At 73.4% G+C, this 25,880-nt stretch carries 27 protein-coding genes and 1 pseudogene; 17 read left to right on the top strand and 11 right to left on the bottom strand.

Translation table 11 applies throughout. From position 1 onward, the window contains the following. From C6361_RS06875 to iolC, 8 genes are all read left to right on the top strand, one after another. Window positions 1-1,086, top strand: coding sequence for a branched-chain amino acid ABC transporter permease (locus tag C6361_RS06875; protein WP_107267161.1), 1,086 nt, complete (start codon window positions 1-3; stop codon window positions 1,084-1,086). Between the two features lie 19 nt (window positions 1,087-1,105). Beyond that, window positions 1,106-1,828 carry an ABC transporter ATP-binding protein gene (locus C6361_RS06870; RefSeq protein ID WP_107256450.1) on the top strand — a complete coding sequence of 241 codons (723 nt, stop codon included), beginning with the start codon at window positions 1,106-1,108 and terminating at the stop codon, window positions 1,826-1,828. Beyond that, window positions 1,829-2,530, top strand: a complete 702-nt coding sequence (locus tag C6361_RS06865) for an ABC transporter ATP-binding protein (protein ID WP_107256448.1) — start codon at window positions 1,829-1,831, stop codon at window positions 2,528-2,530. A gap of 26 nt (window positions 2,531-2,556) precedes the next feature. Further along, on the top strand, window positions 2,557-3,303 hold the full coding sequence (pxpB, locus tag C6361_RS06860) for a 5-oxoprolinase subunit PxpB (protein ID WP_107270785.1): 747 nt from the start codon (window positions 2,557-2,559) through the stop codon (window positions 3,301-3,303). After that, on the top strand, window positions 3,300-4,196 hold the full coding sequence (locus C6361_RS06855) for a biotin-dependent carboxyltransferase family protein (RefSeq protein WP_107267160.1): 897 nt from the start codon (window positions 3,300-3,302) through the stop codon (window positions 4,194-4,196). The genes pxpB and C6361_RS06855 overlap by 4 nt, the downstream gene beginning before the upstream one ends. 90 nt (window positions 4,197-4,286) lie before the next feature. After that, window positions 4,287-4,718: a VOC family protein gene (locus C6361_RS06850; protein WP_107256444.1), complete on the top strand. Its 432-nt coding sequence runs from the start codon at window positions 4,287-4,289 to the stop codon at window positions 4,716-4,718. 169 nt (window positions 4,719-4,887) lie between these two features. Further along, the gene (locus C6361_RS06845) at window positions 4,888-5,634 is read left to right on the top strand and encodes a cyclopropane-fatty-acyl-phospholipid synthase family protein (RefSeq protein ID WP_107267159.1); all 747 of its coding nucleotides are present in this window, start codon (window positions 4,888-4,890) and stop codon (window positions 5,632-5,634) included. 121 nt (window positions 5,635-5,755) lie between these two features. After that, window positions 5,756-6,712, top strand: a complete 957-nt coding sequence (gene iolC / locus C6361_RS06840; RefSeq protein ID WP_234359374.1) for a 5-dehydro-2-deoxygluconokinase — start codon at window positions 5,756-5,758, stop codon at window positions 6,710-6,712. Window positions 6,713-6,716: 4 nt separating this feature from the next. Here the strand turns inward: iolC and C6361_RS06835 are convergent, their stop codons facing one another. Both C6361_RS06835 and C6361_RS37540 read right to left on the bottom strand, forming a co-directional pair. Then, a complete protein-coding gene (locus C6361_RS06835) occupies window positions 6,717-7,388 on the bottom strand; it encodes a sulfotransferase family protein (protein ID WP_107267158.1) in 672 nt (223 codons plus the stop codon). A gap of 81 nt (window positions 7,389-7,469) precedes the next feature. Further along, the gene (locus C6361_RS37540; protein ID WP_199853276.1) at window positions 7,470-7,643 is read right to left on the bottom strand and encodes a hypothetical protein; all 174 of its coding nucleotides are present in this window, start codon (window positions 7,641-7,643) and stop codon (window positions 7,470-7,472) included. A gap of 938 nt (window positions 7,644-8,581) precedes the next feature. Here C6361_RS37540 and C6361_RS06830 point away from each other — a divergent pair. Beyond that, the gene (locus C6361_RS06830) at window positions 8,582-9,109 is read left to right on the top strand and encodes a DUF5994 family protein (RefSeq protein ID WP_159079218.1); all 528 of its coding nucleotides are present in this window, start codon (window positions 8,582-8,584) and stop codon (window positions 9,107-9,109) included. 252 nt (window positions 9,110-9,361) lie between these two features. Then, the gene (locus C6361_RS06825) at window positions 9,362-9,835 is read left to right on the top strand and encodes a nitroreductase family deazaflavin-dependent oxidoreductase (protein ID WP_107256437.1); all 474 of its coding nucleotides are present in this window, start codon (window positions 9,362-9,364) and stop codon (window positions 9,833-9,835) included. A 24-nt stretch (window positions 9,836-9,859) separates the two neighbouring features. On the opposite strand, the gene C6361_RS06820 is transcribed toward C6361_RS06825, so the two are convergent. From C6361_RS06820 to C6361_RS06800, 5 genes are all read right to left on the bottom strand, one after another. Further along, window positions 9,860-10,939, bottom strand: a complete 1,080-nt coding sequence (locus tag C6361_RS06820; protein WP_107267156.1) for a PmoA family protein — start codon at window positions 10,937-10,939, stop codon at window positions 9,860-9,862. Beyond that, window positions 10,933-12,012 carry a Gfo/Idh/MocA family protein gene (locus C6361_RS06815; protein ID WP_107267155.1) on the bottom strand — a complete coding sequence of 360 codons (1,080 nt, stop codon included), beginning with the start codon at window positions 12,010-12,012 and terminating at the stop codon, window positions 10,933-10,935. Before C6361_RS06815 ends, C6361_RS06820 begins: the two co-directional genes overlap by 7 nt. A 33-nt stretch (window positions 12,013-12,045) precedes the next feature. Beyond that, complete coding sequence (locus tag C6361_RS06810; protein ID WP_107267154.1) at window positions 12,046-12,798, bottom strand: cupin domain-containing protein; 753 nt, start codon at window positions 12,796-12,798, stop codon at window positions 12,046-12,048. Next, window positions 12,795-13,721 carry a PmoA family protein gene (locus C6361_RS06805; protein ID WP_107267153.1) on the bottom strand — a complete coding sequence of 309 codons (927 nt, stop codon included), beginning with the start codon at window positions 13,719-13,721 and terminating at the stop codon, window positions 12,795-12,797. The genes C6361_RS06810 and C6361_RS06805 overlap by 4 nt, the downstream gene beginning before the upstream one ends. 70 nt (window positions 13,722-13,791) lie before the next feature. Continuing rightward, window positions 13,792-14,850 carry a hypothetical protein gene (locus C6361_RS06800; protein ID WP_107267152.1) on the bottom strand — a complete coding sequence of 353 codons (1,059 nt, stop codon included), beginning with the start codon at window positions 14,848-14,850 and terminating at the stop codon, window positions 13,792-13,794. A 194-nt stretch (window positions 14,851-15,044) separates the two neighbouring features. Between C6361_RS06800 and C6361_RS06795 the strand changes: the two genes are divergently transcribed. Next, window positions 15,045-16,082, top strand: a complete 1,038-nt coding sequence (locus C6361_RS06795; RefSeq protein ID WP_107256425.1) for a LacI family DNA-binding transcriptional regulator — start codon at window positions 15,045-15,047, stop codon at window positions 16,080-16,082. A 46-nt stretch (window positions 16,083-16,128) separates the two neighbouring features. Here the strand turns inward: C6361_RS06795 and C6361_RS06790 are convergent, their stop codons facing one another. From C6361_RS06790 to C6361_RS06775, 4 genes are all read right to left on the bottom strand, one after another. Further along, complete coding sequence (locus C6361_RS06790; RefSeq protein ID WP_107267151.1) at window positions 16,129-17,052, bottom strand: helix-turn-helix domain-containing GNAT family N-acetyltransferase; 924 nt, start codon at window positions 17,050-17,052, stop codon at window positions 16,129-16,131. A gap of 101 nt (window positions 17,053-17,153) precedes the next feature. Continuing rightward, complete coding sequence (locus C6361_RS06785; protein WP_107267150.1) at window positions 17,154-18,503, bottom strand: NAD(P)/FAD-dependent oxidoreductase; 1,350 nt, start codon at window positions 18,501-18,503, stop codon at window positions 17,154-17,156. Between the two features lie 8 nt (window positions 18,504-18,511). Beyond that, window positions 18,512-18,880: a TcmI family type II polyketide cyclase gene (locus C6361_RS06780; RefSeq protein ID WP_107270783.1), complete on the bottom strand. Its 369-nt coding sequence runs from the start codon at window positions 18,878-18,880 to the stop codon at window positions 18,512-18,514. Between the two features lie 359 nt (window positions 18,881-19,239). Continuing rightward, a complete protein-coding gene (locus tag C6361_RS06775) occupies window positions 19,240-20,112 on the bottom strand; it encodes a BTAD domain-containing putative transcriptional regulator (protein WP_107270782.1) in 873 nt (290 codons plus the stop codon). Window positions 20,113-20,617: 505 nt separating this feature from the next. On the opposite strand from C6361_RS06775, the gene C6361_RS06770 reads away from it, so the two are divergent. The 6 genes and pseudogenes from C6361_RS06770 to C6361_RS06745 all read left to right on the top strand — a co-directional run. Then, window positions 20,618-20,962, top strand: coding sequence for a TcmI family type II polyketide cyclase (locus C6361_RS06770; protein ID WP_107267149.1), 345 nt, complete (start codon window positions 20,618-20,620; stop codon window positions 20,960-20,962). Next, window positions 20,959-22,704, top strand: coding sequence for an acetyl-CoA carboxylase carboxyl transferase subunit alpha (accA, locus tag C6361_RS06765; RefSeq protein ID WP_107267148.1), 1,746 nt, complete (start codon window positions 20,959-20,961; stop codon window positions 22,702-22,704). Before C6361_RS06770 ends, accA begins: the two co-directional genes overlap by 4 nt. Before the next feature lie 86 nt (window positions 22,705-22,790). Further along, window positions 22,791-23,252 (top strand): acetyl-CoA carboxylase biotin carboxyl carrier protein, encoded by a 462-nt coding sequence (accB, locus tag C6361_RS06760; protein ID WP_369931411.1) that lies wholly within the window; start codon window positions 22,791-22,793, stop codon window positions 23,250-23,252. 19 nt (window positions 23,253-23,271) lie between these two features. Continuing rightward, complete coding sequence (locus tag C6361_RS06755) at window positions 23,272-24,699, top strand: acetyl/propionyl/methylcrotonyl-CoA carboxylase subunit alpha (RefSeq protein ID WP_107267146.1); 1,428 nt, start codon at window positions 23,272-23,274, stop codon at window positions 24,697-24,699. Then, window positions 24,696-25,508, top strand: a complete 813-nt coding sequence (locus C6361_RS06750; protein WP_107267145.1) for an SRPBCC family protein — start codon at window positions 24,696-24,698, stop codon at window positions 25,506-25,508. Before C6361_RS06755 ends, C6361_RS06750 begins: the two co-directional genes overlap by 4 nt. Further along, window positions 25,501-25,878 (top strand): annotated as a pseudogene (locus C6361_RS06745) (cupin domain-containing protein); the annotation flags it as partial. The gene C6361_RS06750 and the pseudogene C6361_RS06745, both read left to right, overlap by 8 nt. Window positions 25,879-25,880 lie beyond the last annotated feature (2 nt).

Here is a 25,880-nt window from a genome sequence, read left to right as displayed (position 1 = left end):
ATGAGCGCCCCGACCGTACTGCGCCGGCCCTCGCCGACCCGGCTCGGCACCTCACCGGCCCGGCGGCTGCCGGCCTGGGGTACCGCCGTGCTGATCCTGGCGGTGCTGGCCGCGTACCCGCTGGTCTTCGCGGACTCGGCGGCACACAACATCGGCATCCTGGCGTTGACCTTCGGGATCGCGGCGACCGGTTGGAACCTGCTCGGCGGCTACACCGGGCAGATCTCCTTCGGGCACGCGCTCTATTTCGGCACCGGCGCCTACACCACCGCGCTGCTGGTCCGGCAGGGCTGGTCGCCGTGGCTGGCGATCGGGCTCTCGCTGCCGCTGGCCGCGCTGCTCGCCGCCGCCGTCGGCTGGCCCTGCTTCCGGCTGCGGCACCACTACTACTCCATCGCCACCATCGCGGTCGCCGAGATCGTCTTCATCCTGGTCACCAACCTGCCCGGGCTCGGCCAGGCGAACGGCTGGGAGTTGCCGGTCGTCGAGTCCTCGCTGGCCAACCTCCAGTTCTCGCTGCTGGACAAGCGACCGTACTACTACGTGGCGCTCGGCTTCTTCTGCCTCGCCGCCCTGGCGGTCTGGCTCTTCCTGCGCGGCCGGGCCGGCAACTACGTCCGGGCGATCCGGGACGACCAGGAGGCCGCGGCGGCGGTCGGAATCGACGTACACCGCTACAAGCTCGCCGCCGCCGCGCTCTCCGGCGCGATCACCGCGCTGGCCGGCGGCTACTACGTGATGTACGTCCTCTTCGTCGACCCGCCCTCCGGGCTCGGCCTGGACCTGTCGGTGTCGTTCACCCTGATGGCGGTGCTCGGCGGGGTCGGCCGGTTCTGGGGGCCGCTGCTCGGCGCCTGGGTACTGGTCTTCGTCCAGGACGTCACCCGGCAGGAGTTCTCCGGCAGCGGCCGCTCGATCGACCTGCTGCTCTACGGCGCGCTGATCGTGCTCGTCTCGATCACCGAGCCGGGCGGCCTGCTCGCCATCGGGCAGCGGCTCTGGGCGCCGGTCGGCCGGCGGCTGCGCCGTACCCCTGGCGGGAAAGCCGGTGCGGAGCCGGCCGGATCTGCTGAGGTGAAGGCATGACCGCGCGCGAGGAGGCGCCATGACCGGAACGCTGCTGAGGATCGACAACCTCTCCTGCCGGTTCGGCGGCCTCTGGGCCAACCGCGACGTCAGCTTCGAGGTGGCGCAGGGCGCGATCGTCGGGCTGATCGGGCCGAACGGCGCCGGCAAGAGCACGCTCTTCTCGATGGTGGCCGGCGCCCAGCGGCCCACCTCGGGCCGGTTGGAGTTCGACGGCCGGGACGTCACCGGCTGGCCGCCGCACCGCGCCGCCCGGGCCGGGGTGGGGCGGACCTTCCAGCTGATGCGGGTGTTCGGCTCGATGAGCGTGCTGGACAACCTCACCACGGCCGCCTTCGCCCGGCATCCCCGGCTGCGGGACGCCCGGCGCCGGGCCGGCGAGGTCGCCGAGCTGACCGGGCTCGGTCCGGTGCTCGACTCGCCGGCCGCGTCGCTCACCGCCGCCTGGAAGAAGCGGCTGGAGATGGGGCGGGCGCTGGCCACCGAGCCGAAGCTGCTCCTCCTCGACGAGGTGCTCTCCGGACTGACCCCGACCGAGGCGCGCGAGGCGGTCGAGATCGTCCGCGGCATCAACCGGGGCGGCGTCACCATCCTGATGGTGGAACACGTAATGGAGGTCATCATGCCGCTCTGCCATCGGGTGGTGGTGCTGCACTACGGGCAGAAGATCAGCGAGGGTACCCCGGAGCAGGTCGCGCACGACCCGACGGTGGTCGAGGCGTACCTGGGGAAGGCGCTGTAGATGCTGACCGTACGGGATCTGCACGTGGACTACGCCGGGGTCGTCGCGCTGCGCGGCGTCGACCTGCGGGTCGAGGCCGGCGAACTGGTGGCGCTGGTCGGCGCGAACGGGGCCGGCAAGAGCACCCTGCTGGCGGCGGTCTCCGGACTGCACCGCCCGGTACGCGGCAGCGTGACCTTCCTCGACGAGGACGTGAGCGGGCTGCCGGCGTACCGGATCGCCCGCCGGGGCGCGGTGCTGGTGCCGGAGGGACGGCGGCTCTTCGGCCACCAGACGGTGCTGCAGAACCTGCTGCTCGGCGGCTACCACCGCACCGCGACGGAGCGGGAGGCGGACCTGGCCCGGGTCTACGACCTCTTCCCGGTCCTCGCCGAGCGGGCCGGGCAGCGCGCCGGCACGCTCTCCGGCGGCGAGCAGCAGATGGTGGCGCTCGGCCGGGCGCTGATGAGCCGGCCGAAGCTGCTGATGCTGGACGAGCCCTCGCTCGGCATCTCACCGAAGTTCACCAAAATGATCTTCGAGGTGCTGGCCGAGATCCGCCGCGCCGGCACCACCATGCTGCTGGTGGAGCAGAACCTGCGGGCCGCGCTGGAGCTGGCCGACCGGGCGTACGTGTTGCAGACCGGCGAGGTGGTGATGGCCGGCCCGGCCGACGAGCTGGCCGCCTCCGACGAGGTACGCCGCTCGTACCTCGGGCTGTGAGCCGGTACGACGGGGCGGATGCGACGGTGCGGATCATTCCGGTGGGGCTGCGCGCGCTCCTGGTCGAGCTGACCGAGCCGGCGCAGACCGCCGCGCTGGTGGCACGACTGCACCGCTGGCGGGACCGGGGCGAACTCGGCGGCGTGCAGGACGTCGTACCCGGTGAACTCACCGTGCTCGTCGACGGGCTGGACGATCCGGCGGAGCTGACCCGGCGGCTCGCCGGCTGGCGGCCGGGCACGGCCCGCCCGCCGGACGGGCCGCTGGTCGAGATACCGGTCCGCTACGACGGCGCCGACCTGGCCGAGGTGGCCCGGCACTGGGGAGTCGCCGAGCAGGAGGTGGGGCGGATCCACAGCGCACCGGAATACCGGGTCGCGTTCTGCGGCTTCGCCCCCGGCTTCGGTTACCTGACCGGCCTGCCGGAGCGTTACCACCTGCCTCGGCGCTCGGTGCCCCGGACCCGGGTGCCGGCCGGCTCGGTCGCGCTGGCCGGCGGCTACGCCGGGATCTATCCCCGGGACTCGCCCGGCGGCTGGCAACTGCTCGGCAGCACCGACCTGGTCCTCTTCGACCCGGACCGGGACCCGGTCGCGCTGCTCACCCCGGGCACCCGGGTCCGGTTCCGGCCCGTCGACGCCGACGGAGCCATCGACGCCGACGGGGCCGTCGACGCCGACGCCGACGCCGACGCAGGCGGGCGCGGCGGGCGGACCGGCCGGGGCGGTGCGCGGGCGCCGCACGGTGTCGGGCGCGGCGAGCCGCCGGCATGACCGGCGGACGTTTCGTCGAGATCCTCCGGCCCGGCGCGCTCAGCACCGTGCAGGACCTCGGCCGGCCCGGACACGCACATCTCGGGGTACCGCGTTCCGGCGCCCTCGACCTGCCGGCGCACCTGCTGGCGAACCGGCTGGTCGGCAACCCGCCCGGGGCGGCGACGATCGAGACGACCGTCACGGGTGTCTCGGTGCGGTTCTGCCAGGCCGGCACCGTCGCGGTGACCGGAGCCTGGGCGCCGGTCACCGTGGACGGCCGGCCGGCGAGCTGGTCGGCCCCGGTCTCGGTGCCGGCCGGAGCCCGGGTCGAGGTTCGCGCCGCCCGGCGCGGGCTGCGCAGCTATCTCGCCTTCGCCGGTGGGATCGCGGTACCGCCGGTCCTCGGCAGCCGCTCGACCGACCTGCTCTCCGGGCTCGGCCCCGCGCCGCTGGCCGCCGGGGACCGGCTGCCGCTGGGCGAGCCACCCGGGCCGCCCGGCCCGGTCGACGTCGCCCCGACCGGCACCCTGGCCGAGGAGCTGACCCTGCGGGTCCTGCTCGGCCCCCGGGCGGACTGGTTCACCGACGACGCGGTACGCATCCTCGGCAGCGAGTGCTACCGGGTCTCCACCCTCAGCAACCGGATCGGGGTACGCCTGGAGGGGCCGGCGCTGCCCCGCCGGGTCGGCGGGGAGCTGCGCAGCGAGGGGGTGGTGCTCGGCGCGGTGCAGGTACCGTCGGCCGGCTCGCCGGTGATCTTCCTGGCCGACCATCCGACCATGGGCGGCTACCCGGTGATCGGGGTACTGCACCCGGACGACCTCCCGCAGGTCGCCCAGGCGGCACCCGGCAAGCCGGTACGGTTCCGGATCGTCGAGCCCCGCCACCGGCCGCCGCCGAAACGGCCGTAGGCGGCCGGCACCCCTTACCTCGGCCCCGCCGGGAAGATCATGCTTGGATGGCAGCAGAGGCCGGGCCTGCCCGGCGGAGAGGAGCAGAAGATGACCGTGGCCACCCGTCCCGCCTTCCACCTGGCGATCCCGGTCGACGACCTGGCGCGGGCCCGCGACTTCTACGGCGGGGTGCTCGGCCTCGCCGAGGGACGCTCCGCGCAGGCGTGGGTCGACTGGGACTTCTACGGCCACCAGGTGGTGACCCACGTCGTACCGGCGGCCCGGCAGGCCGACGCGGGACGCAACCCGGTGGACGGGCACGACGTACCGGTGCCGCACTTCGGGCTCATCCTGCCGGTCGACGACTTCCACGCCCTCGCGGACCGGATCCGGGCCGCCGGCGCCGAGTTCGTGATCGAGCCGTACCTGCGGTTCGCGGGCGAGCCGGGCGAGCAGTGGACGATGTTCTTCCGCGACCCGGCCGGCAATGCGCTGGAGTTCAAGGCGTTCCGGGACGAGTCGCAGATCTTCGCCAAGTGAGCCGAAAACCGCTGGACGGCGTGCGGCCAGCGACCTAGCGTCGGCCGCGTCCGTACCGATGCGACGTGCGAAGAGGTGCATTTCATGAGGGTCCCGCCCGCCCCGACCACCAACCCCGGGACGACCGCAGCAACCCCCATGACCTCTTCGCACGTAAGGAACATCAGAAGTGGACCTACCACGTAGCCTCACCATCCGGGAGAGCGGCCACCGCATCCACAACCCGTTCGACAGCCGCAAGCTCGCCACCCTGGGCGAGGCGCTGCGGCTCCCGCCCGGCTCCCGACTGCTCGACCTGGCCTGCGGCTCCGGCGAGATGCTCTGCACCTGGGCCCGCGACCACGGCGTCGGCGGTACCGGGGTGGACATCAGCACGGTGTTCCTCGGCCAGGCCGAGACCCGGGCCGCCGAACTCGGCGTCGCCGACCGGGTCGCGTTCGTGCACGGCGACGCCTCCGGGTACGTCGCCGACACCCCGGTCGACGTCGCCGCCTGCCTCGGCGCCACCTGGATCGGCGACGGGGTCCCCGGCACCGTCGCACTCCTGCGGCGCAGCCTCCGCCCCGGCGGGATGATGCTGGTCGGCGAGCCGTACTGGCGGCGCGAGCCGGTCGACCAGGACTGCGTCGAGGCCTGCCACGCGACCAGTCGGGACGACTTCCTGCCGCTGCCCGAGACGGTCGAACGCTTCGCCGCGCTCGGCGCCGACGTGGTGGAGATGGTCCTCGCCGACCAGGACGGCTGGGACCGCTACGGCGCGGCGCAGTGGCTCAACCTCCGGCGCTGGCTCGACGAGAACCCCGACGACGAGCTGCACGCCGAGCTGCGCGCGGAACTCGACACGGCGCCGGCCCGGCACGTCAGATACCAGCGGGAATATCTGGGCTGGGGCGTCTTCGTGCTGATCGACCGCTGAGGCCGGGCGGGCCGTGCTCCGCGCGCCGGGGCACGGCCCGCCGGGCGGGCGCCACGCCCGGGCGTCGCTGCGGGTACGCCAGATATTGACCGTCCGGTACGTACCGGGGTTACATGATTCGGTGACCTCGTTCGAGGTGGTCAGCATGGGGCGGGTGGGGGTGGACATCTATCCACTCCAGACCAACGCCCGGCTGCCCGACGTCGAGACGTTCGGAAAGTTTCTCGGCGGCAGCGCCACCAACGTCGCCGTGGCGGCGGCCCGGCACGGCCGGCGGGTGGCCCTGGTGACCCGGACCGGCGCCGACCCCTTCGGGGAGTACGTGCACCGCGCGCTGCGCGACTTCGGGGTGGACGACCGCTGGGTGAGCGCGGTCCCCGGGCTGCCGACCCCGGTCACCTTCTGCGAGATCTTCCCGCCCGACGACTTCCCGATCTACTTCTACCGCTACCCCAAGGCGCCGGACCTGGAGATCCGCCCGGAGGAGTTGGACCTGCCCGCGATCCGGGCCGCCGGGGTCTTCTGGTTCACCGGCACCGGGCTCTGCGAGCTGCCGAGCCGGGACGCCCACTTCGCCGCCCTCGGCGCCCGGGGACGCGCCGCGAACACCGTCTTCGACCTCGACTACCGGCCGAGTTTCTGGTCCTCCCGGGAGGAGGCCCGGGCGGCGTACGAGTCGGCGCTGCGGTACGCCACCGTGGCGGTCGGCAACCTCGACGAGTGCACCACCGCCGTGGGGGAGCGGGAGCCGCACGCGGCGGCCGAGGCGCTGCTCGCCCGGGGCGTACGGCTGGCGGTGGTGAAACGCGGGCCGGCCGGCGTGCTCGCCCGGACCGCCGACGAGGTGGTGGAGGTACCGCCGGTGCCGATCGAGGTGCGCAACGGGCTCGGCGCCGGGGACGCCTTCGGCGGGGCGCTCTGCCACGGGCTGCTCGCCGGGTGGCCGCTGGACCGGACCGTCCGGTTCGCCAACGCGGCCGGCGCGCTCGTGGCGTCCCGGCTCGCCTGCTCCGCCGCGATGCCGACCAGCGCCGAGGTCGACGAGTTGCTCGCCGGACCCCGGCACCCGGTCGGCTGACCGCTCAGCGCTCGACGCGCAGCCCGGCCGGGTCGGCGAGCCGCTCCCGGAACGAGGCCGTCGTGTTCAGCAGCGGAAAGGGTTCGGCCGGCACGTCGACGCCGAGGAACTCGCAGAGCGGCTCCCAGCCCTGTGCCACGTCGAACTCGCCGAGCCGGTCGGCCGGTACGGTGGCCCGCACCTCCGCGAGGTGGTCCGCGTAGACCTTGAGGGCGTGCTCCCGGTCGTCGAACCGGCCGCCGAAGGTGCCCTGCCAGATCAGCGCGTCCGTCAGCCTCGGCTGGTCCAGCAACTCCGGGCGGGTCTCGAACGCCTGCCGCAGCCCGGGTGGCGCCGACTCCACGTCGATGGTCCGGGACTGGTAGATGGTGCTGCGGACGCTGTCGTACCAGCGCTCCGGGTCGCGTACGGTCAACAGCACCTTCGCCTCGGGGTAGGCGTCGATCAGCTCTCGCCAGAAGTACACGCTCGGCCAGTCCACCGTGGAGTGATAACCGTCGAGCAGCCGGGACCAGTCCACCGGCCCGCCCCGGGCGGCCCGCAGCCAGTCACCGATCGTCTCCGGGTGTTCGAACAACTCCGCCATGTGGTGACACGGGCCGAAGCCGAGCAGTTCCAGCGCCTCCTTCGTCGACCTGGTGCCGGTACGCCCGAAGCCCACCCCGATGACCCGCAACTCGCCGCCTCCCTCTCCATATCGTCCGGTCCCAGTCAACAGGGTCGGCCGGCCGGGCGGAACGACCGGCGGCGCGCGATTTCAGGGTGCCGGCCGGTCGGCCAGCTCGGCGGGATCGAGGCCGAGGGTCGCGAGCAGACCCGCGTGGCGGACGCTGTCGACCCGGCCCGGCAACTCCCGGTCGATCCAGTCGGCCCTGACGTCCTGGCCGCGACCGCGCAGCCATTCGACGATTTTCACTTTGTCGATTTCCATTGATCCCTCTTCCTCGCATGCGATTCCGGTCGGCTGCCGTAGGTCATTGGCCGGATCCTCGCCGGCCCCGCCGATGTAGTGCCGTGGAGCCTGGTCGCCTGCGTGGCGACCTCCGACGTTCCGTTGGCGTCGGGGCACGCGTCGGTCGACGGGCCAACCCCCAACAGTACGCGGTGCCGGAGGCATCCACCGGCGGCGTGGATCCGCCGGCGGTCGTGCACTGGTTCCGGGCGACCGGACGATCGCCCGCCCGGAGCTGCGGGCGGGGCGCCCCGGTGAGCACATCACATCGCGCCCGGGCGCGTACCCCCGATCGACGCGAATCCCGAATCCACCGGCTCGTTCTCCGGCGGGCGGGGAATTCCGACATCGTGCGCGTAGGGGAAATTGATTAAGGGCTAGGCTGAAACTGTTCTTGGACCCCGGCGCTACGGGTTTACGGACTCCGCGTACCACCGCCGAAATGAGGGTCCAGCGATGACAGGGTCTGTCAGCCCGGTGTGGCCGACCGGACGCCTGAGCGGCACCGATTCCGCTCCCTGAGCCGTAGCCCGCCCGTCGCTCCCTGAGCGCGCAGCCAGCCGTCGGCGGAAACCCGTGTCGCCGGCCGCCCCGCCTCGGCAGTTGTCGTCATCGCGGCTGCCGACACCCGGCGGCCCACAGCACCGGCCCGGATGCAGCACGCCAGCCGCCCGGGCCGGACGGTACGGGATCCTGGGCCTCGGTTCGAAGCCCAGGATCCCGTCCACCTTCGTCGAACCGCACCGGCGGCGCGGCAGCGACCGCGCGGCGAGCCGGCATCCGCCGCTGGGACGACGACACCACGTCTGCCGGGCGCGCAAGACGCCCGGCCACTCCGGGCCGGTGCCGGGACGACGTCCGGGTACCGGCCGAACGACTCCTCCGCCCACCTCCCGGTCCAGGAAGGATCGATGATCATGCTCACCGCAGGCCAACGCGCCACGAGGATCCCGTCGACACCGCCCTCGCAGCCCCGCCTGTCCCTTCCCCCGGCCCGCGCCAGCGGAGCGGTTCTGGACGGTGCCTGGTGGCCCCGGTCCTGGGATCCGCTGGCCGAACTTCCCGGACTCATGGTGGCGCTCTCCGCCCGCTACGGACGGGTCCGCAACGTGGTACTCAACAGTGCCGCCTGGGACGGTCGGTTCCGCCGGTTCGTGGCCGGCGACGACGTGATCCGAGCGGGCTGGTTCAGCTCGCTGGAGCCCGCCCTGCTGGTCGCCACCACCGAGGCCGGAGACCAGATCGACCTGCTCGTCGTGCCGCCCGGCACCACGGCGGCGGCGGCCGAGCGGGTGATGACCATGGCGGCCGACCCGGCCAACACCCTGCGGGCACCGGCCATTCTCGCCGCCGACGGGAATGCCCGGACGGAGAACACCGGGTCGCCGGGCGGTGACCGTCGCGCGGACCACGACGGGTACGCCACCGAGCCCGTCACCGCCTGACGACCGGTGTCGCCGTCCCGGGTGTCCGGTCGGTCGTCCGCTTCGCGATGTCGAGCGGCGGCCGCCCGGCTCCGTCCGTACGGGAGAACGTTGCACAGGACGGAGACGACGACGAGCAGAGTGTTCTGCTAGGCGGGCATGTCCCTGGACGGCTGTCTCGCCGGTTTGAGCGCCGGGCCGGACGTGGCAGGCTCTCGGAGGTCGTCACGTGACCTCCGAGACTCGACCAGCGACCCCAGAACGGACCGGACCATGGAGATCATTCGAAGGCCGGACCCGCCGGCCGGACTACGCCGCCGGCTCTGGCGGCTACCGATCTGGCTCTACCGGATGCGGCTCGGCCGACTGCTGGGCGACCGGGTCATGCTGCTCAGCCACGTCGGCCGGGTCTCCGGCGCGCGGCGGCAGGCGGTCGTCGAGGTCGTCGAACACGACGAGTACGCCTACGTGGCCGCCTCCGGGTTCGGTCCGCGCGCGGACTGGTACCGGAACGTCATGAAGACCCCGGCGGCCACCGTCCAGGTCGGCAACCGGACGATCGAGGTGACCGCCGCGCCGATCCCCGCCGACGACGGTGCGGAGATCATGGCCAGGTACGCGCCGCGTCACCCGGCGGCGGCCCGGAGGCTCTGCCGGATCATGGGGTTCGAGGTGGACGGGAGCGTCTCGGACTATCGCGAGGTGGGCAGGCGGATCCCCTTCGTGCGGTTCACGCCGCGAGGCTGACCCGCCCGCACCCCCGGCGGCCCGTCAGGACCAGCCCTCCCCGGCCGGGTCGGTCAGCAGCTCGGTCTCGCCGGCCCGGTCGGCCAGCCGGGCGCAGCCGGCCGGGTCGCGTTCGCCGTCGGCGACCACGACGTCGTAGCGCAGCCGCAGTTCGGTGCCGGGTGCGAAGGGGTACTCCCGGTCGAAGAACGGGGCCGGGCCGAGGCAGGCGTACGGCTCGGTGCGGACGAACCACCGGGTGGGTGCGCCCGGATTCGTCGGGTCGTCCCGGAAGACCAGCGTCGACGCGAGGGTCTCGGCCGGCCCGAGACCGTCGTGCCGGCCGACGAAGCCGAGCCACGGGCCCCGCCAGCCCATCAGTTCGTCCGCGCCGACCCCGGCCGGGGTCACCACCCGGCCGCCCCGGAACGAGCGCGGCCCCTGCCAGAGCAGTCCGCCGTAGCCGGCGTTCTCCCGCCCCTGGGTGGTCGGACTGCCGATCATGATCACCGTGTCGCCGTCGTTGCGCAGTACGGTCTCGAACCGCAGCCGCCACGCGCTCTGGTTGGCCCAGACCGCCACCGCCAGCCGACGTTGTTCGGAGCCGACCCGGCGGCCGTCGCGGGTCACCCAGCGCAGCCGTTCGACCAGGCGTACGGCGTCGGGGTCGCAGCGCAGCACCGGGAAGTCGAGGTGTTCGACCACCCCGATGTTGTCGAGCCTGCGGTACCCCTGGCCGCGAAGGTAGGTCCCGCCACCCCAGAAGTTGTCCGGCCCGAAGTTGGAGATGCCGAAGCAGAGTCCCTTGTGCCAGAGGTGGTCGTGCGGCCGGTACAGGCTGACGACGTTGCCGGCGAGGGTCCGCAGCGGGTGGAGGTAGGGTCGCGGCGCCTCCTCCCGGGGCTCCTGCGGGGTGTAGACGTAGTGGAACAGCTCCGCACCGCGCCAGCCGACCCGCACCGACCGGCCGACGTCGTGGCTGACGGCCAGCCCGTTCCCGGCGCCGCCGGCCGCCGCGCCCTGCGCCGGGACGGCCCCGGTGGGCAGCGGCGGACGGGCCGAGGCAACGGGTACGGCCGGCGGAGGCGGTGCCGCGGCGGGCACCAGTGGACCACCGTTCACCATCGCGGCCCGTCCCCCTGCATCCGCCGGTAGAACGGCGACTCCTCACCCAGCTCGTCCGGCCGGACCGGTCTGCGGGTGAACGCCGACGCGTACACCCCGGCGACCAGTCGCATCGTCCGCCGGGTCTCCGCCGAGGTGACCGGTGGCGGGCTGCCGGCGCGCAGGCTCCGGAGCACCTCGGCGAACTGCGCCCGGTGGCTGCTGCGTACCCCGGCGGCACCGGTCCGCCAGGCCGCCAGCACCTCGTCGGCGTACTCCGCTGCCGGGGTGATCCGCCAGTCGTCGTCGCCGTAGCCGTACAGGTGGGTCAGCTCGACCGTGGCCCGCTCGAAGTCGAACCGCAGGTAGCTCTCCTCGCGGACCGACAGCAGGCTGTTCACCACGCTGGCCACCGCCCCGTTGGCGAAGCTGACGTGCGCCATGCTCAGGTCCTCGGTCTCCGATCGCCGGGCCTGCTGCCGGGCCAGGGCGGAGACCTCGGTCCAGTCGCCGAGGATCGCGCAGAGCAGATCCATCTGGTGGATGCCGTGCCCCATCGTCGGACCGCCGCCCTCGGTGTCCCAGCGCCCCCGCCACTCGACGTCGAAGTAGGACTGCGGGCGGAACCAGGTGGTGTGGCAGACCGCCATCAGCGGCCGGCCCAGCACTCCGGCGTCGAGCAGGGCGCGCAGCCGCAGCGCACCGGTGCCGAACCGGTGCTGGAAGACGGTGGCCAGCGCCGCCCCGTGTCGCCGCTCCGCCTCGGCCAGCTCGTCCAGCTCGCCGAGGTTCAGCGTCGGCGGCTTCTCGACCAGCACGTTGGCGCCGGCCCGCAGGCAGGCGAGGGCCAGCTCGTGGTGCGCGCCGGGCGGGGTGCAGACGTGCACCAGCTCGGGCCGCTCCTTCTCCAGCAGGCTGGCCACGTCGGGATGCCTCGCCGGTACGTCGTAGCGGTCGCAGAACGCCGACAGCCGGCCGGCGTCGGTGTCGACGGCGCCGACGAGGCGTACCTCGTCGCCGAGCTGCCGCAGCGCCTCGGCGTGCAGCCGGGCGATGTTTCCGGTCCCGACCACGGCGGCGCGGATGGGTTCCACAGGTGCTCCTTAGCGAGGTGGTGCCAGCGGTGCTCAGTCGCGCCGGGCGCGGAGCGGGTCGTACGGGGAGAGGAAGCCGCACATCCCCAGGGTCGTCTGCTCGGGTTGGACGATCCGGCTGACGGTGGCGTCGCCGAGGTGGCTGTGGTCGCCGCGCCGCAGCGCGTCGAGCTGTTCCCCGGTCTGCCGGCTCGCCGCCGCCGGCCCCTGCTCCCAGCGCTCCTGCCAGGCGTCGAGCTGCGGGCGTACCAGGGCGGCGGCGGCCGTGTAGAAGTCGTCGAGCGCGGCGGTGTCCCCGGCCGCGCAGCGGCGGCGGAGTTCGGCGAAGCCCTCGATGGCCAGGTCGCGGCGGGCCCGGGCCCGCTCGGCCGAGGGCGGGTCGGAGCCGTCCGGCCCGGTCAGCGAGACCGCCCGCCGGTACGTCGCCGGGTCGGCGAGCTGGTCCGGCGGCAGCGTGAGTACGGCGTCGCCGGCCTCCGGCAGCCCGCTGTTCTGCATGATCACGACGACCTGGAGTGCCCCGTCGTCGTTGACCGCCCGGTGGATGGTGCCCGGGGTGAACCAGAGCACGTCGCCGGGGGCCAGCGGTGATTCCTCGAAGCCCCGCCGGGTCAGGGTCTGGAGCCGTCCTCGGCCGCCGACCACCACGTAGCACTCGGTGCAGCAGAGGTGCACGTGCGGGGTGCCGCCGTGCAGGCCGTCGTCGGTCTGCCAGGGATAGACCCGCAGGTTGGTGATGCCGACGGCGCCGGGAAAGGGCGGCGGCGCCGTGTCGTCGCCGGTCATGGCGCGTGTTCCGCGGCGAACGCCTCGATCTCGGCCCGCTGCCAGGCCCGGTCGGCGAAGACCACCCGGTGGGCGAGCCGGAGGCTGTCGTCGGGCGCGAGCACCACCTCCTCGTCGAAGGCGGGGGAGGGGTTGACGGCCGGGAAGGGGGTGTTGCGGACGAACCACTTGATAGGTACGGCCGCGCTGGAGGTGCCGGCGAAGACGAGTAGGGTGCCGCCGCCGTCGACCTCGTCGTGCCGCCCGGTGTACGCCAGCCACGGAGACTGCCGACCCATGCTCTCCGGCCCGCCACCACCGTCGGCCGTGATGATCTCGCCATCGGTCCAGCCGCGCGGCCCCCGCCAGAAGAATCCCGTGTAGCCGGCGTTCGGCCGGCCGTGCGTGGTCGGGCTGCCGACCCGCAGCTCCGCGCCCCGGATGTTGCGCAGTTCGGTGCGGAAGTCGAGCATCCAGGTGCCGCGTGCGGGGTCCACCCCGTGGATCCGCAGTTCCCGCCGCTCGGCGACCCAGTGTTCGTCGGTCGAGGTGATCCAGGTCAGCGACTCCCGCAGGGTCAGTTCGGTCGGGGTGACGTCGACCAGCTCGAAGGCATCGTGCCGCATCCGGCCCACGTTGTCCCGTACGAGGTAGCCCTCGCCGTGCACGTACGAGTTGCCGCCCCAGAAGTTCTGCCCGGAGAGGTGCGAGATCGTCATCTGGAGACCCTTGTGCCACCGGTGGTCGTTCGGCCGGTACGCCGAGACGAGGGCTCCGTCGAGGGTGCGCAGCGGGTGCAGGTAGGGCTTGGGGCCCTCGAAGGCCGGCACCGGAGGGTCGTACACGTAGGTGGCGATCTCCACGCCGTCCGCGTCGACGACGATCTGGCGGCCGTGTTCGTGGGTCACGGTGATCCGGCCGGTGGTGTTCTCCGCGGAGGTCATGGAAGCGACGGTGCCTTTCGTGGCGTGGCGGTAACCGCTTTCCCGAGCTAACCGCCTTCCCTCGGCAACGTCAAGATCCAACACCACCTGAAAGACTTTCGGCCGCCGTCCCGCCGCTGCGGCCCACTCCGACCGGCACCCTCGGCCGGGTGGTGCGGTGGTAACCGGCGGTCGTCACCGCCAGCGCGACGCCCCAGCCGAGGAAGACCAGCTCGGTGCCGGCGACCGCCCAGCCGGTACGCAGCTCCGCCCAGGTGGTGGCCCCGGTGGCCAGCGCCTCGGCGATCATCACGATGCCGATCACCCCGTACGCGACCAGCGCCAGCGCGGTCACCCCGGCCGGCACCACGGCCAGCGCGGGCGGTACCCGGCGCCCGGCCAGCCCCGGCAGCCAACCGGGGAGGACCTGCCCCCACCGGGCGGCCAGGCCGAGCGTGAGCAGCCCGCCGAGCAGCGGAGCCAGCGTGAGCAGCAGCCCCGGCAGCGCCCCGATCTCCTCGGCGGCCCGGCGCAGTTCGTCGGCGGGGATGCCCAACGGGACGCCCAGCAGCCAGCAGGCGTGCGGCACGGTGAACCCGAGCACCGGCAACAGGAAGGCCGCGTACGCCCAGCGGCGGGTCCAGGCGGGCACCGGCCCAGGCTCCGGTCGGCACACCGGGGTGTCCCGGCGGGCCGTGCCGGCGGCAGCCGCGGCGAACGACAGCCCACCGCCGAGCAGCAGCAGCCGGCCCGTCAGGTCGGCCCAGTCGGAGGGCCGGCCGGCAAGCGCCATCGGAATCTGGAAGAGCAGGTGTCCCGGAAACGCGAGTATCAGCAGGGCCGCCGCGCAGACCCAGGCGGCGACCGAGCCGAGCCGACCGGGCCGGAGCGCGGCCACCGCCGCCACGGCGACGAGGGCGGCGCAGAGCAGCACCGAGCCCCAACCGGACCAGAACGGCAACGTCGCCAGCCGCTCCGCCCCGCATCCGTCGGCTGTCTCGGCCGGTCCGGGCGAGCGGGTACGGTCACAGGCGGTGTAACCCCACCGGCCGCCGGTCGCCCAGTAGAGCCGCAGCAGTCCGTACCCGAGGGCGAAGCCGAGCGCGACCAGCGCGCCGCCCCGCCGGCCGGTCCCCGGTGTCGTGGTCATGCCCCGACGGTGCCGCAGCCGGGCCGGACCGTCCTCCCGCTGCGGAGGGAACCGGTCCCCCGCACCGGGGGAGGGGCTCTCCGGTCGCGCTGGCGCCACTGTGGACCGGATCGGGCCGGGCCGACGGTAGGGTGCGGATGCCGGGCGGGTCGCCGGCCCGGACGCCACACCGACACCTCCTCGGGGCCGCCACCATGACCAGACGATCGTCCGGAACCGTCACGCTGATGGACGTGGCGCAGCAGGCCGGCGTCTCGGTGGCGACCGCGTCCCGGGTGCTCAACGGCAACGGCAGCCGCCAGGTGCGGGCCGACCTGATGGACCGGGTGCTCGCCGCCGCCACCGCGCTGAACTACTCGGCCAACGCGCCGGCCCAGGCGATGGCCCGGGGGCGCACCAACCTGGTCGGACTGCTGGTGCACGACATCGCCGACCCGTTCTTCTCGTCCATCGCGGCCGGCGTGATGCGCGCCGCCGAGCGGTACGGCAGCACCGTGATGATGTGCAGCACCACCGGCCGGGCCGAGCGGGAACTCGACTACCTGGCGACCCTGCGCGGCCAGCGGCCCCAGGCGGTCATCCTGGCCGGCAGCCGGACCGCCGACCGGGCGCTGCGGGAGCGGCTCGGCGCCCGGCTGCGCAGCCTGGAGGAGGCGGGCGCCCGGGTCGCGCTGATCAGCCAGCACGTCCTGCCGATCGACACGGTGCTGCTGGAGAACCGGGACGGGGCCCGGCTGCTCGCCCGGCGGCTGGTCGAGTTGGGGCACCGGCGGTTCGCCGTACTCGCCGGGCCGAGGCATCTGCTCACCGCCCGGGACCGGCTCGCCGGGTTCCAGGCCGGACTCGCCGACGCCGGTGTCGCGCTGCCCAGGACGCGGGTGGCGTACGGCGACTTCACCCGGGACGGCGGTTACCGCACCATGCGCGACCTGCTCGCCCACGACCTGCCGCCCAGTTGCGTCTTCGCGGTCAACGACGTGATGGCGGTCGGGGCCATCTCGGCACTGCGCGACCACGGGGTGCCGCTGCCCGGCGGGATGGCGGTGGCCGGCTTCGACGACATCGTCACGCTCCGGGACGTCACGCCGTCGCTCACCACGGTACGGCTGCCGCTGGAGGAGGTCGGCGCCGCCGCCCTGGAACTCGTGATGCAGCCCCGGGCCGAGCGGCCCCGGCTGCGCCGGATCCGGGCCGAGGTGGTCATCCGGGACAGCACCCCCGTGCTGGCCTGACCCGTTCCGACCGGCGGCGCGGATTCGCCGCTGCCCGGTCGACCGGTCAGAGCCGGCGCCACCAGGTCTGCTCCACCAGGTCCTGACCGAAGCTGTGGTGCGGGGCCTGTTCGCGCAGCTCGAAGCCGGCCTTCTCGTAGATCCGCCGGGCGTCGGCGAGGACGTCGTTGGTCCAGAGCATGATCTCGCGGTAGCCGGCCCGGCGGGCGAAGCGCAGGCACTCGTCGACCAGCCGACTGCCGATGCCCAGCCCCCGGGCCTCCGGCTCGACCAGCAGCAGGCGCAACTGGGCCACCTCGTCGTCCCGGCGGACACAGAAGACGGAGCCCACCGGCGCGCCGTCCAGCTCGGCGATCCAGCCCTCCTCGCGGCGGGGGTCGCGCCGGTCGACGTAGTCGGCGACGATCCGGGCGATCATGGCCTCGCAGGTGATGTCCCAGCCGTACTCCTCGGCGTAGCGGACGCCGTGCCGGTGCACCACCCAGCCGAGGTCGCCGGGGCCGACCGGCCGCAGCAGGTACGCCCGGGGCGGCGGCGCCTCGCCGAGCAGGGAACGGATCGTGCGCATCGCCTCGACCAGCCGTTCCCGATCCGTGTCGGAGAGCCGGGTCAGCAGGCTCTCGATCTCGGTCTGGGTCCGCTCGTTGAGCAGCTTGTACGCGGCGCGCCCGGCGTCGGTCAGCGCGACCACCTGCCGGCGCCCGTCCACCGGCGACTGGCTGCGTTCGACGAGGCCGTCGGTGACGAACCGGGACAGGATGCGGCTCAGGTAGCCGGGGTCCAGTCCCAGTTCGCGGCGGAGTGCCGGCACCTCGGTGGCCGGGCGTTGGGCCAGCTCGTAGATGACCCTGCCGTCGGTGAGCGAGAAGGGCGTCCGGACCATCCCTTCGTCGAGCACGCCGATGATCCGGGTGTAGAAGCGGTTGAAGTCGCGTACCGCGTCCGCCTGCACTGCCAGCGGGGAAGTCATATGCCTATTTCAACAAATCCTTTGCCGTTGTCAAGGGTTTTCTGTTCGGCTGGCGCGGCAGGCGCGTCGGCCGCTGCCCGATCCGGACCGGCGGCCGGTACTCAGGTCTCCGCGCCGCGATAGTTGTAGAGCTCCTCGACGAACCGGCGGCGCAGCGGCGGAAGCCGGCTGGTCACGCTGAAATAGCCGCGCGCGGCCAGCATGGCGAGCCGGCCGATCACCGGCTTGTAGATCGGGTCGTCGCCGTTGGTGCCGTTGGTACGCAGCGAGTCGGCGACCCGGGCGAAGCCGTAGCGGATCATCTCCGTCTCGTAGTCCGCGATGCTGCCGAGCAGCGGCTTGGCGCCGGCCGCCGCCGCGACCAGTTGCCGGTGCAGCAGCGCGGCATCCCGCAACGCGGTGTTGGCGCCGACCCCCCGGCCCGGCGTCATGGTGTGGATGGCGTCGCCGAGCAGGGTCACGTTGCTGGCCGGCCAGGGCGCGACCGGTACCGAGGTGGCGACCTTGATCGGGATGACGCTGCCGGTGTCGCTGCACCGCAGCAGCTCACGCAGGTTCGGATGCCAGTTCCGGGTCAGCTCCCGGGCGACCTCGGCGAGGCGTTCGCCGCGCAACTCCAGCACGTCGGAGGGGAAGCGACTCGCCGCGCTCCAGATGATCAGGTTGATGCAGTCCCGGGTGTTGTCGAAGAGCAGCCCCGGCCACTGCCCGATCAGCCGGGCGTCGGTGACCCCGACCCCGGGCTTGACCGAGCCGCGCTGGTCCCACTTGAACTCCATCACGTGCAGTACGCCCATCACGCCGCCGGCACCGAAGATCAGCGAGATGCCCCGGTGCATCTCCTCGGTGAGCAGGGCACGGGTCCGCTCGGTCAGCGGGATCTTGCTGGCGATGTTGATGCTCCCGGCGTCCCTGACCTCGGCGTGCGGCAGGTACTGCCGGCGTACCGCCGAGTGCGTGCCGTCGGCAGCGACCAGCAGGTCCCCGGTGGCCGAGCTGCCGTCGGCGAAGTACGCGGTGACCCGGCCGTCGTCGTGCTGCGCGTAGTGCGTGAACGTCTTGCCGAAGTGCACCACGTCGTCCATGCCGGTCAGCAGCACCTGGCGCAGCGTCATCCGGGAGACCGACTGGTCGATGCTGGTCGGGTCGGCCTCGGGGCGCAGCGCGAAGGAGGCCGTCCGGTGCAGTTGCTCGGTGAGCACGTTGAAGTATCCGGGCGGCCGGGCGCAGGTGGCGAGGAACGTGCTGAACAGTTCCGGCGGCAGGCACTCGCGCAGTGCCCGGCAGCCGGTCGGGTTGATCCCGACCCGGTAGCCGAGCAGGCCGTCGCCACGGTCGCGGTACCGCTCGTAGACCGCGACGCTGATGCCGGCCCGCCGGAGGCCGTGCGCCAGGCACATGCCGCCGGTACCGGCACCGATGACGAGCACGTGTATCGGTCGGGCGGGCATCGAACCCCCTAGTTGGGGCTGCCGGCCGGGCTGGCCGGTGGCATCGCGACCGTGGCGCCCGGGCCGTCCCAGCGGTAGAAGCACCGGGCCATCGCGTCGCGCGGCGACCGCCAGTTCGGCGAGTACGGCGAGATGTACTGTCCCAGCCGCTGCGTCACGCTGACGAAGAGCGGATGCCGGTTCGCCTGTTCCAACCGGGACGGGCCGGAGTCGTCGGTCTCCATCAGGTGCAGGCAGAGGTCGTCGAGGTGGTAGAGCGAGCGGTGCCGCACACCGGTGACGGTGTGCAGGTCCGTGTCGTCGGACTCCGCGAAGATCTTGGCGATCTCCTCCTCGGTCCCCGGAACGATCCTGCCCACGATCAGCACGCGATTCATCTCGTCTCCCCACTGGCTGCGACGGCTCGGCTGGCTGCCCGTACCGGATCGGTCCGGACCGGGTCCGGCGGGCGCCCGGACCCGGTGCGGCCGGGACGACCAACTGGCCGTCCGGTCGGGCCCGATCACCATGCCGACGGTGACGTCACCCGACCGTCACCGGCGGGTGTCGTCACGGTGCTCCTGCGGTGACGCCGCGGTGACGCCCGCGCCGACGTGGGACCATCTCCCGACCACAGCGCCACGCCCACAGCGGACGGACCAGGCCCGGAGCCGACGGACCACGTGCGGGGCGGAGCGGACAACGACCGCGACGGATGCCGTCGACGGCGCCGGCCGGGAAGCGGCGGGGAGACCGATCAGCGCCGCACCGGCATCGCCGGCAGCGCCGACCGGCCCGGGTACGTCTCGGCGCGCCCCGCCGGTGGCCGGGCACCCGACAGGCGTGCCCCCGCCGGCCGGGAGATCGGCGCGAGCAGGTCACTGAGCAGGTCGCACATCGTCTCGGACGGTTCCAGTTGCAGCTCGCGGAGCAGCAGGTCGCGGTAGACGTAGAAGGCCTGGAGCGCCTCGTAGGCGTTCCCCTCGTCGAGGTGGATCTCGACGATCAGGCGGTGCGGCGTCTCCCGCAGCGGCTCGGCGCGGACCGCCTCCAGAGCGGCCTGCAACGCCTCGCCGTGCTGCCCGGCGTGCAGGTGACCCCGGGCGATGTCCTCCAGCATGTGCAGCCGGAGCTGGCGCAGCCGCTCCCGTTCCAGCAGGACCCACTCGTCGTACCAGCCGGGGAGCAGGTCGTGCCGTCCGGCACCACGGATCCTCGCCGCCCAGCGCGGATCACCGCCGTCGCGTACCCGTTCGGCGGCCCGGACGAGGTCGTCGATGTCCAGCCGTACCGCCGGGTCGAGGCGTACCGTGTCGCCGGCGGTGAGCACCGGGCAACTGCCCTCCTGGCGCAGCCGCCACAGCGCCGTACGCAGGGAGGACATCGCCCGCTCCTCCGGGGTGTCCGGCCAGAGCAGACCGGCCAGGTGTGCCCGGGTCGCGCCCGGCCGCAACCCGACCAGCGCGATGATCCGTTGCAGTCCACGCGGTACGACCACCGGTGTCCCGTCGTGCAGCAGGCTGAACCCGTCCAGCAGGAACAGGTGGATCGCCCGGTCGGGCTGGCGCCCGGACGGATGGGCGGGTGCTCCGTGCGCCCCGTCGTGTGGCGCGCTCTCCTGAGGAGTCACGGCCCCACCCTCCTGCACCCGGAACCCGTGTCCCGAAGTCCGCTCTGCCCGGACCGCCCCGTCCCAGCTCCCCGGTATGCCGATGCCGCTCCGCACGCCGGGCCCGTCCGGGCGACCGACACCGCAAAGCGTGACGAAGGTTATCAATCGCCGTTACGCTCGGTCAATCCGCCGGTCGACATTCCGACCTGGCCGTTCGGCCGCCGAGCAACCGCTCTGACCTGCGCATAAGCCCACCCGCTCGATCGCCGGGGCGCCGCTGCCGGGCTGTTCCGCCGGCCCGCGACCGGGCATTGTGCCGGTACGCCGTCACCGGAGCGTCACCACGCCGGGGGGCGGTCGTACGCGATCGGGTGACATTCCGTTGACACCCGGTCGGCAGGGTGGTCACCAGCCGTTCGGACGAGGTCGCAGTCGGGGGAGAAGCCGGGGGAGAGGCTCTTTGTCGCGACCGGGTGCCGGTGTCACCCAACCGGAGCGCGGGAACCGCCAGGGAGGCTGCGCCATGGATCGCTCACTGATCGTCGCCAAGGTCGTACCGGCCGCCGAGGGGCAGGTCGCGCAGATCTTCGCGGAGTCGGACCGGACCGACCTGCCCCGGCTGGTGGGCGTACGGCACCGCTCGCTCTACCGGCTGCACGACCTGTACGTGCACCTGATCGAGACCGAGAGCCCGGGTACCGCCGCGGTGGAGAACGCCCGCCGGCATCCCGAGTTCGTCCGGGTCAGCGAGCGGCTCGCCCCGCACATCACGCCGTACCTGACGAGCTGGCGGGTACCGGCGGACGCGATGGCCCGCTGCTTCTACCGCTGGGACGCCCCGACCGAGCCCGCCGGAGTACGGCGATGACCGGGGGTACGCCGGCCGGCACGATTAGGCGCCGCGGCCGGTACGCCGAACTCGACCAGCAGCCCTGGATCCGCTGCCGTTCCTGCCCGGCGCTGCTCTACCGCAAGCGGCTGCGGCGCAACCTCGACGTCTGCCCGGAGTGTGGGGACCACCGCCGGCTGGACGCGCCGGAGCGGATCGCCCAGCTCGTCGACCGGGACACGTTCCGGCCGTTGCCCGGCCCGGCTGTCCAGGTCGACCCGATCGGGTTCGTCGACTCGGTGCCGTACCCGCAGCGGCTCGCCGCCGCCCGCGCGGAGACCGGCCTGGCCGAGGCGGTCCTCTGCGGTACGGCGACGCTCGGTGGGCACGGCCTGGTGCTCGCCGTGATGGACTTCCGGTTCCTCGGCGGCAGCCTGGGCTCGGTCACCGGTGAGCTGATCACCCGCGCCGCCGAGCACGCCCTGGCCAACCGCCTGCCGCTGCTCCTGGTCACCGCCTCCGGTGGTGCCCGGATGCAGGAGGGCGTGCTGGCGCTGATGCAGATGGCGACGATCAGCCAGGCGATCGCCGCGCTGCGCGAGGCGGGGCTGCTGACCGTCAGCCTGGTCACCGACCCCACCTACGGCGGGGTGGCCGCGTCCTTCGCCACCTGCACGGACATCGTGCTGGCCGAGACCGGTTCCCGGCTGGGCTTCGCCGGCCCCCGGGTGATCCGGGAGACCATCCGGCAGACGCTGCCGCCCGACTTCCAGACCACCGACTTCCTGCTCCGGCACGGCCAGGTCGACATGGTGGTGCAGCGGCGGGCGCTGCGGGCCAGGCTGCGCTGGCTGCTCGCCGCCGTCGCGTCGACCCCGGACCGTCCCTCCGGCACGGCGGCCGCGCCGGATCCGGAACGCCCGACCGGAGTCCTTCCGCCGCCCGACCCGGACGACCTGGGCGATGCCTGGCGGATCGTCCGGTCCGCCCGGCACGCCGGCCGACCCACCACGCTGGACTACCTGGCCACCGCCTTCGACGGCTTCGTCGAGCTGCACGGTGACCGGCTCGGCGTCGACTGCGCGGCGGTCGTCGCCGGGCTGGCCCGGCTCGGCGACCACTACGTCGCGGTGGTCGGGCACCAGAAGGGGCACCAGCCCCGGGAGCTGCGGGCCCGCAACTTCGGCATGGCCAGCCCGGCCGGCTACCGCAAGGCGATCCGGGTGATGCGGCTCGCCGCCAACCTGGGCCTGCCGGTGGTGACCCTGATCGACACCCCGGGCGCCTATCCGGGGGTCGAGGCGGAGCAGCAGGGTCAGGCCGCCGCGATCGCCGAGAGCATCCTCGCGATGACCGGGCTGCCGACCCCGGTCGTCGCGGTCATCATCGGCGAGGGAGGCAGCGGCGGGGCGCTCGCGCTGGCGGTGGCGGACCGGGTACTCATGCTGCGCAACGCGGTCTACTCGGTGATCAGCCCGGAGGGCTGCGCCGCGATCCTCTGGCACGACCGGGCCGCCGTGCCACGGGCCGCCGACGCGCTCCGGCTCACCGCACCGGACCTGCTGCGGCTCGGGGTCGCCGACGAGATCGTCGCCGAGCCGCCCGGTGGCGCGCACCGGGATCCCGTCGGGGCGGCCCGGTCGCTGCGTCGGGCGCTGCTGGAGAACCTCGGGCCGCTGCTCGACGTACCCGCCGGGGAGCTGGTCCGGCGTCGGCGGCGGCGGTTCCGCAGGTACGGCGGGGCGGCCAGCGTGCTGCGCGCGGAAGCGGGTCCCGAGTGACCGCCGCGACCGTTCCCGGCCAGCCGGGCCCGGCCGGACCGGTACGACCGGAGCCGGCAGAGCCGCCCTCCGGCGAACTCGCCGAGCTGTGCCGGCAGGCGGGGCGGCTGCTGACCGAGACGGCCGGGCCGGTACGCCGGATCCACCTGCGCAGCGGCGAGACCGTGCTGGAGATCGAGTGGCACGGCACGTCCGGTTCGACCGAGCCGGGCGGCCCAGCCGGGCACACTCCGGCCGACCTCGCCACCGCCGCTCCGGCCGACGCCGCCGACCGTGGAAACCACCGGGTCGAGGGCGACGGTGCCGGCCGGCGGACCGTGGTCGCGCCGATGGTCGGCACCTACTACCAGGCCGCCGAGCCCGGTGCCGCCCCGTTCGTCGAGGTCGGCGACAAGGTGGAGCCCGGTCAGGTGGTCTGCATCGTCGAGGCGATGAAGCTGATGAACGAAGTGGTCGCCGACCAGGCCGGCCGGGTCGCCGAGGTACTCGTCCGGGACGGCGAGCCGGTCGAGTTCGGGCAGCCACTGATCGCCCTGCTACCCGCGTGACTTCCAGGACGGTGCGGCGGTGTTCGAGAAGATCCTGATCGCCAATCGTGGCGAGATCGCGCTCCGGGTCGCCCGGGCCTGCCGGGAGCTGGGCATACGTACCGTGGCGGTGTACTCGGTCGCGGACCGGGACTCGGCCGTCGTCCGGCTGGCCGACGAGGCGGTCTGCATCGGGCCGCCGGAGGGCCGGCTGAGCTACCGCAACGCCGCCGCCATCGTCGAGGCGGCCCGCCGGACCGGGGCGCAGGCCGTGCACCCCGGTTACGGCTTCCTCTCCGAGGATGCCGACTTCGCCGAGATCTGCGCCGACAACGGGCTCGTCTTCATCGGACCCCCGCCGGAGGTGATGCTCGCCCTCGGCGACAAGGCGCGGGCCCGGGCGCTGATGCGGGAGGCCGGTCTGCCGCTGCCGGCGGGGAGCCTGGCCACGGTCGGCACGGCGGCGCAGGCGCGCAGGGTCGCCGACGAGATCGGCTACCCGGTGATCGTCAAGTGTGCCGCCGGAGGGGGCGGGCGCGGGATGACCGTGGTCCGGTCGGCCGACGAGTTCGACACGGCGTACGAGCGGACCAGGATCACCGCGCAGGCGGTCTTCGGCGACGACCGGGTCTACGTCGAGCGGTACCTCGTGCACGCCCGGCACGTCGAGGTGCAGGTGCTCTGCGACGGGTACGGCAACGGCGTGCACCTGGGCACCCGGGACTGCTCGGTGCAGCGGCGGCACCAGAAGCTGGTCGAGGAGGGTCCGGCGCCCGCCCTGTCGGCCGGTACTCTCGACGCGCTCGCCGAGTCCGCGCTGCGCGGCGCGCTGCGGGCCGGCTACACCGGGGCCGGGACCTTCGAGTTCCTGGTCGACGAGGCCGAACGGTTCTCGTTCATCGAGGTCAACTGCCGGATCCAGGTCGAACATCCGGTCACCGAGATGATCACCGGGGTCGACCTGGTGCACGAGCAGCTGCACATCGCCGCCGGGGTACCGCTGCGGCTGCGCCAGTCCGACGTCCGGCTCTCCGGCGTCGCGGTGGAGTGCCGGGTCAACGTGGAGGACCCCGACCGGGGGTTCGCGCCAACCCCCGGTCGGCTGACCAGGTTCGTCCCGCCGAGCGGGCCGTTCACCCGGGTCGACACGCACGGCTATCCCGGCTATCTGGTCGGGCCGTACTACGACTCGCTGCTCGCCAAGGTGGTGGTCTGGGCACCCGACCGGGATCTGGCGCTCGGCCGGATGGAGCGGGCGCTGCACGAGTTCGACGTCGACGGGCCCGGCGTACGCACCACCATCCCGTTCCTGCGCCGGGTGCTCGACGACCCGGGTTTCCGCAAGGGCCGGTATTCGACCGGGCTGGTCGACCGGCTGCTCGGCAGCGCCGACTCGCCGGCCGACCGGGACCAGGCCCGTTGCGCCGCCCCGTCCCGCACCGCCAACCTTCCGAGGAGGACCAGATGAGTGTCAGGCACGAGGAACCGGCGTTGACCGGGCCGACCCAGCGGGAGCCGGTGCCGTCGCCGGTGACGGCGGCGGAGATCACCGCGATCCTGGTCCGGCACTGCGGGCTGGACGCCGACGCGACGGCCGCCGCCCCCGGCGCCTCGCTGGAGGAACTCGGCATGGACTCGCTCGCGCTGCTCGAACTCCAGGCGGTGGTCGCGGACCGCTACCGGGTCCAGCTTCCGGACGAGGCGGGGCGGCTCAGCATCGCGGAGGTGGCCGAGCTGGTGGCCCGGCAGAGCGAGCCGGCAGACGTCCCGGCCGGGGCCGGCCGGCCGGGTCACACCGAGAACAGCGTGCTGATCGCCGCCCCGCTGCCGCTGGTGTGGGACCTGACCAACGACGTCGCGGGCTGGACCGGGCTCTTCACGGAGTACCAGTCGGTGGAGATCATCGCGCGCAGCGGCGACACCGTACGGTTCCGGTTGACCATGTATCCGGACGAGAACGGGGTCACCTGGAGCTGGGTCAGCGAGCGTACCGCCGATCCGGTCCGCCGGGAGGTGCACGCGCACCGGGTGGAGACCGGGCCCTTCGAGTACATGCGGATCCACTGGCGTTACGCCGAGGCGCCGGGCGGTACCCGGATGACCTGGACCCAGGACTTCGAGATGCGTCCGACGGCACCGGTGAGCACCGCGCAGATGACCGACCGGATCAACGCGAACAGCCGGATCCAGTTGGACATCATCCGGGACAGGATCGAGCGGATCGCCGCCGAGCTGGAGGCGGCCGCGCCGGCACCGGCCGGGGTCGGCGATGAGTGAGCCGGGCCGCCGCCTGGTGGCCGCCCGCGACATCGCCCCGGACCGCCGTCGGGGTGGCGAGATCCGGGTACTCCTCGGCCCCCGCACCGTGGGCAGCGGGTCGGGTTTCCTGGGGGTGGCGAACCTCGCCCCCGGTGAGCGGATCGCCGAGCACTACCACCCGTACAGCGAGGAGTTCCTCTACGTCGCCCGGGGGGCGATCGTGGTGGACCTGGACGACGAGCCGGTGCCGGTCGGCACCGGGGAGGCGTTGTACGTGGCGGTGAACGTCCGGCACCGGCTGCGCAACGTGGCCGACGAGCCGGCCGAGGTGGTCTTCCAGCTCGGACCGCTGGCCCCGCGCCCGGAACTCGGGCACGTCGACACCGAACC

The organism is Plantactinospora sp. BC1 (assembly GCF_003030345.1).
Lineage (GTDB): Bacteria > Actinomycetota > Actinomycetes > Mycobacteriales > Micromonosporaceae > Plantactinospora.
The sequence above is the reverse complement of the archived record's forward strand: the minus strand, read 5'-3'. Positions and strand labels throughout refer to the sequence as shown.

What these genes read in the sequence shown, in the direction of transcription:
- C6361_RS06780 (WP_107270783.1), bottom strand. Translation starts at nt 18,880, where the DNA reads ATGAATCGCGTGCTGATCGTGGGCAGGATCGTTCCGGGGACCGAGGAG.
- C6361_RS06855 (WP_107267160.1), top strand. Translation starts at nt 3,300, where the DNA reads ATGACCGGCGGACGTTTCGTCGAGATCCTCCGGCCCGGCGCGCTCAGC.
- C6361_RS06865 (WP_107256448.1), top strand. Translation starts at nt 1,829, where the DNA reads ATGCTGACCGTACGGGATCTGCACGTGGACTACGCCGGGGTCGTCGCG.
- C6361_RS06795 (WP_107256425.1), top strand. Translation starts at nt 15,045, where the DNA reads ATGACCAGACGATCGTCCGGAACCGTCACGCTGATGGACGTGGCGCAG.
- C6361_RS06875 (WP_107267161.1), top strand. Translation starts at nt 1, where the DNA reads ATGAGCGCCCCGACCGTACTGCGCCGGCCCTCGCCGACCCGGCTCGGC.
- C6361_RS06830 (WP_159079218.1), top strand. Translation starts at nt 8,582, where the DNA reads ATGCTCACCGCAGGCCAACGCGCCACGAGGATCCCGTCGACACCGCCC.
- C6361_RS06850 (WP_107256444.1), top strand. Translation starts at nt 4,287, where the DNA reads ATGACCGTGGCCACCCGTCCCGCCTTCCACCTGGCGATCCCGGTCGAC.
- C6361_RS37540 (WP_199853276.1), bottom strand. Translation starts at nt 7,643, where the DNA reads ATGGAAATCGACAAAGTGAAAATCGTCGAATGGCTGCGCGGTCGCGGC.
- C6361_RS06820 (WP_107267156.1), bottom strand. Translation starts at nt 10,939, where the DNA reads ATGGTGAACGGTGGTCCACTGGTGCCCGCCGCGGCACCGCCTCCGCCG.
- C6361_RS06870 (WP_107256450.1), top strand. Translation starts at nt 1,106, where the DNA reads ATGACCGGAACGCTGCTGAGGATCGACAACCTCTCCTGCCGGTTCGGC.
- C6361_RS06800 (WP_107267152.1), bottom strand. Translation starts at nt 14,850, where the DNA reads ATGACCACGACACCGGGGACCGGCCGGCGGGGCGGCGCGCTGGTCGCG.
- C6361_RS06770 (WP_107267149.1), top strand. Translation starts at nt 20,618, where the DNA reads ATGGATCGCTCACTGATCGTCGCCAAGGTCGTACCGGCCGCCGAGGGG.
- C6361_RS06785 (WP_107267150.1), bottom strand. Translation starts at nt 18,503, where the DNA reads ATGCCCGCCCGACCGATACACGTGCTCGTCATCGGTGCCGGTACCGGC.
- C6361_RS06810 (WP_107267154.1), bottom strand. Translation starts at nt 12,798, where the DNA reads ATGACCGGCGACGACACGGCGCCGCCGCCCTTTCCCGGCGCCGTCGGC.
- C6361_RS06825 (WP_107256437.1), top strand. Translation starts at nt 9,362, where the DNA reads ATGGAGATCATTCGAAGGCCGGACCCGCCGGCCGGACTACGCCGCCGG.
- accA (WP_107267148.1), top strand. Translation starts at nt 20,959, where the DNA reads ATGACCGGGGGTACGCCGGCCGGCACGATTAGGCGCCGCGGCCGGTAC.
- C6361_RS06790 (WP_107267151.1), bottom strand. Translation starts at nt 17,052, where the DNA reads ATGACTTCCCCGCTGGCAGTGCAGGCGGACGCGGTACGCGACTTCAAC.
- C6361_RS06750 (WP_107267145.1), top strand. Translation starts at nt 24,696, where the DNA reads ATGAGTGTCAGGCACGAGGAACCGGCGTTGACCGGGCCGACCCAGCGG.
- C6361_RS06805 (WP_107267153.1), bottom strand. Translation starts at nt 13,721, where the DNA reads ATGACCTCCGCGGAGAACACCACCGGCCGGATCACCGTGACCCACGAA.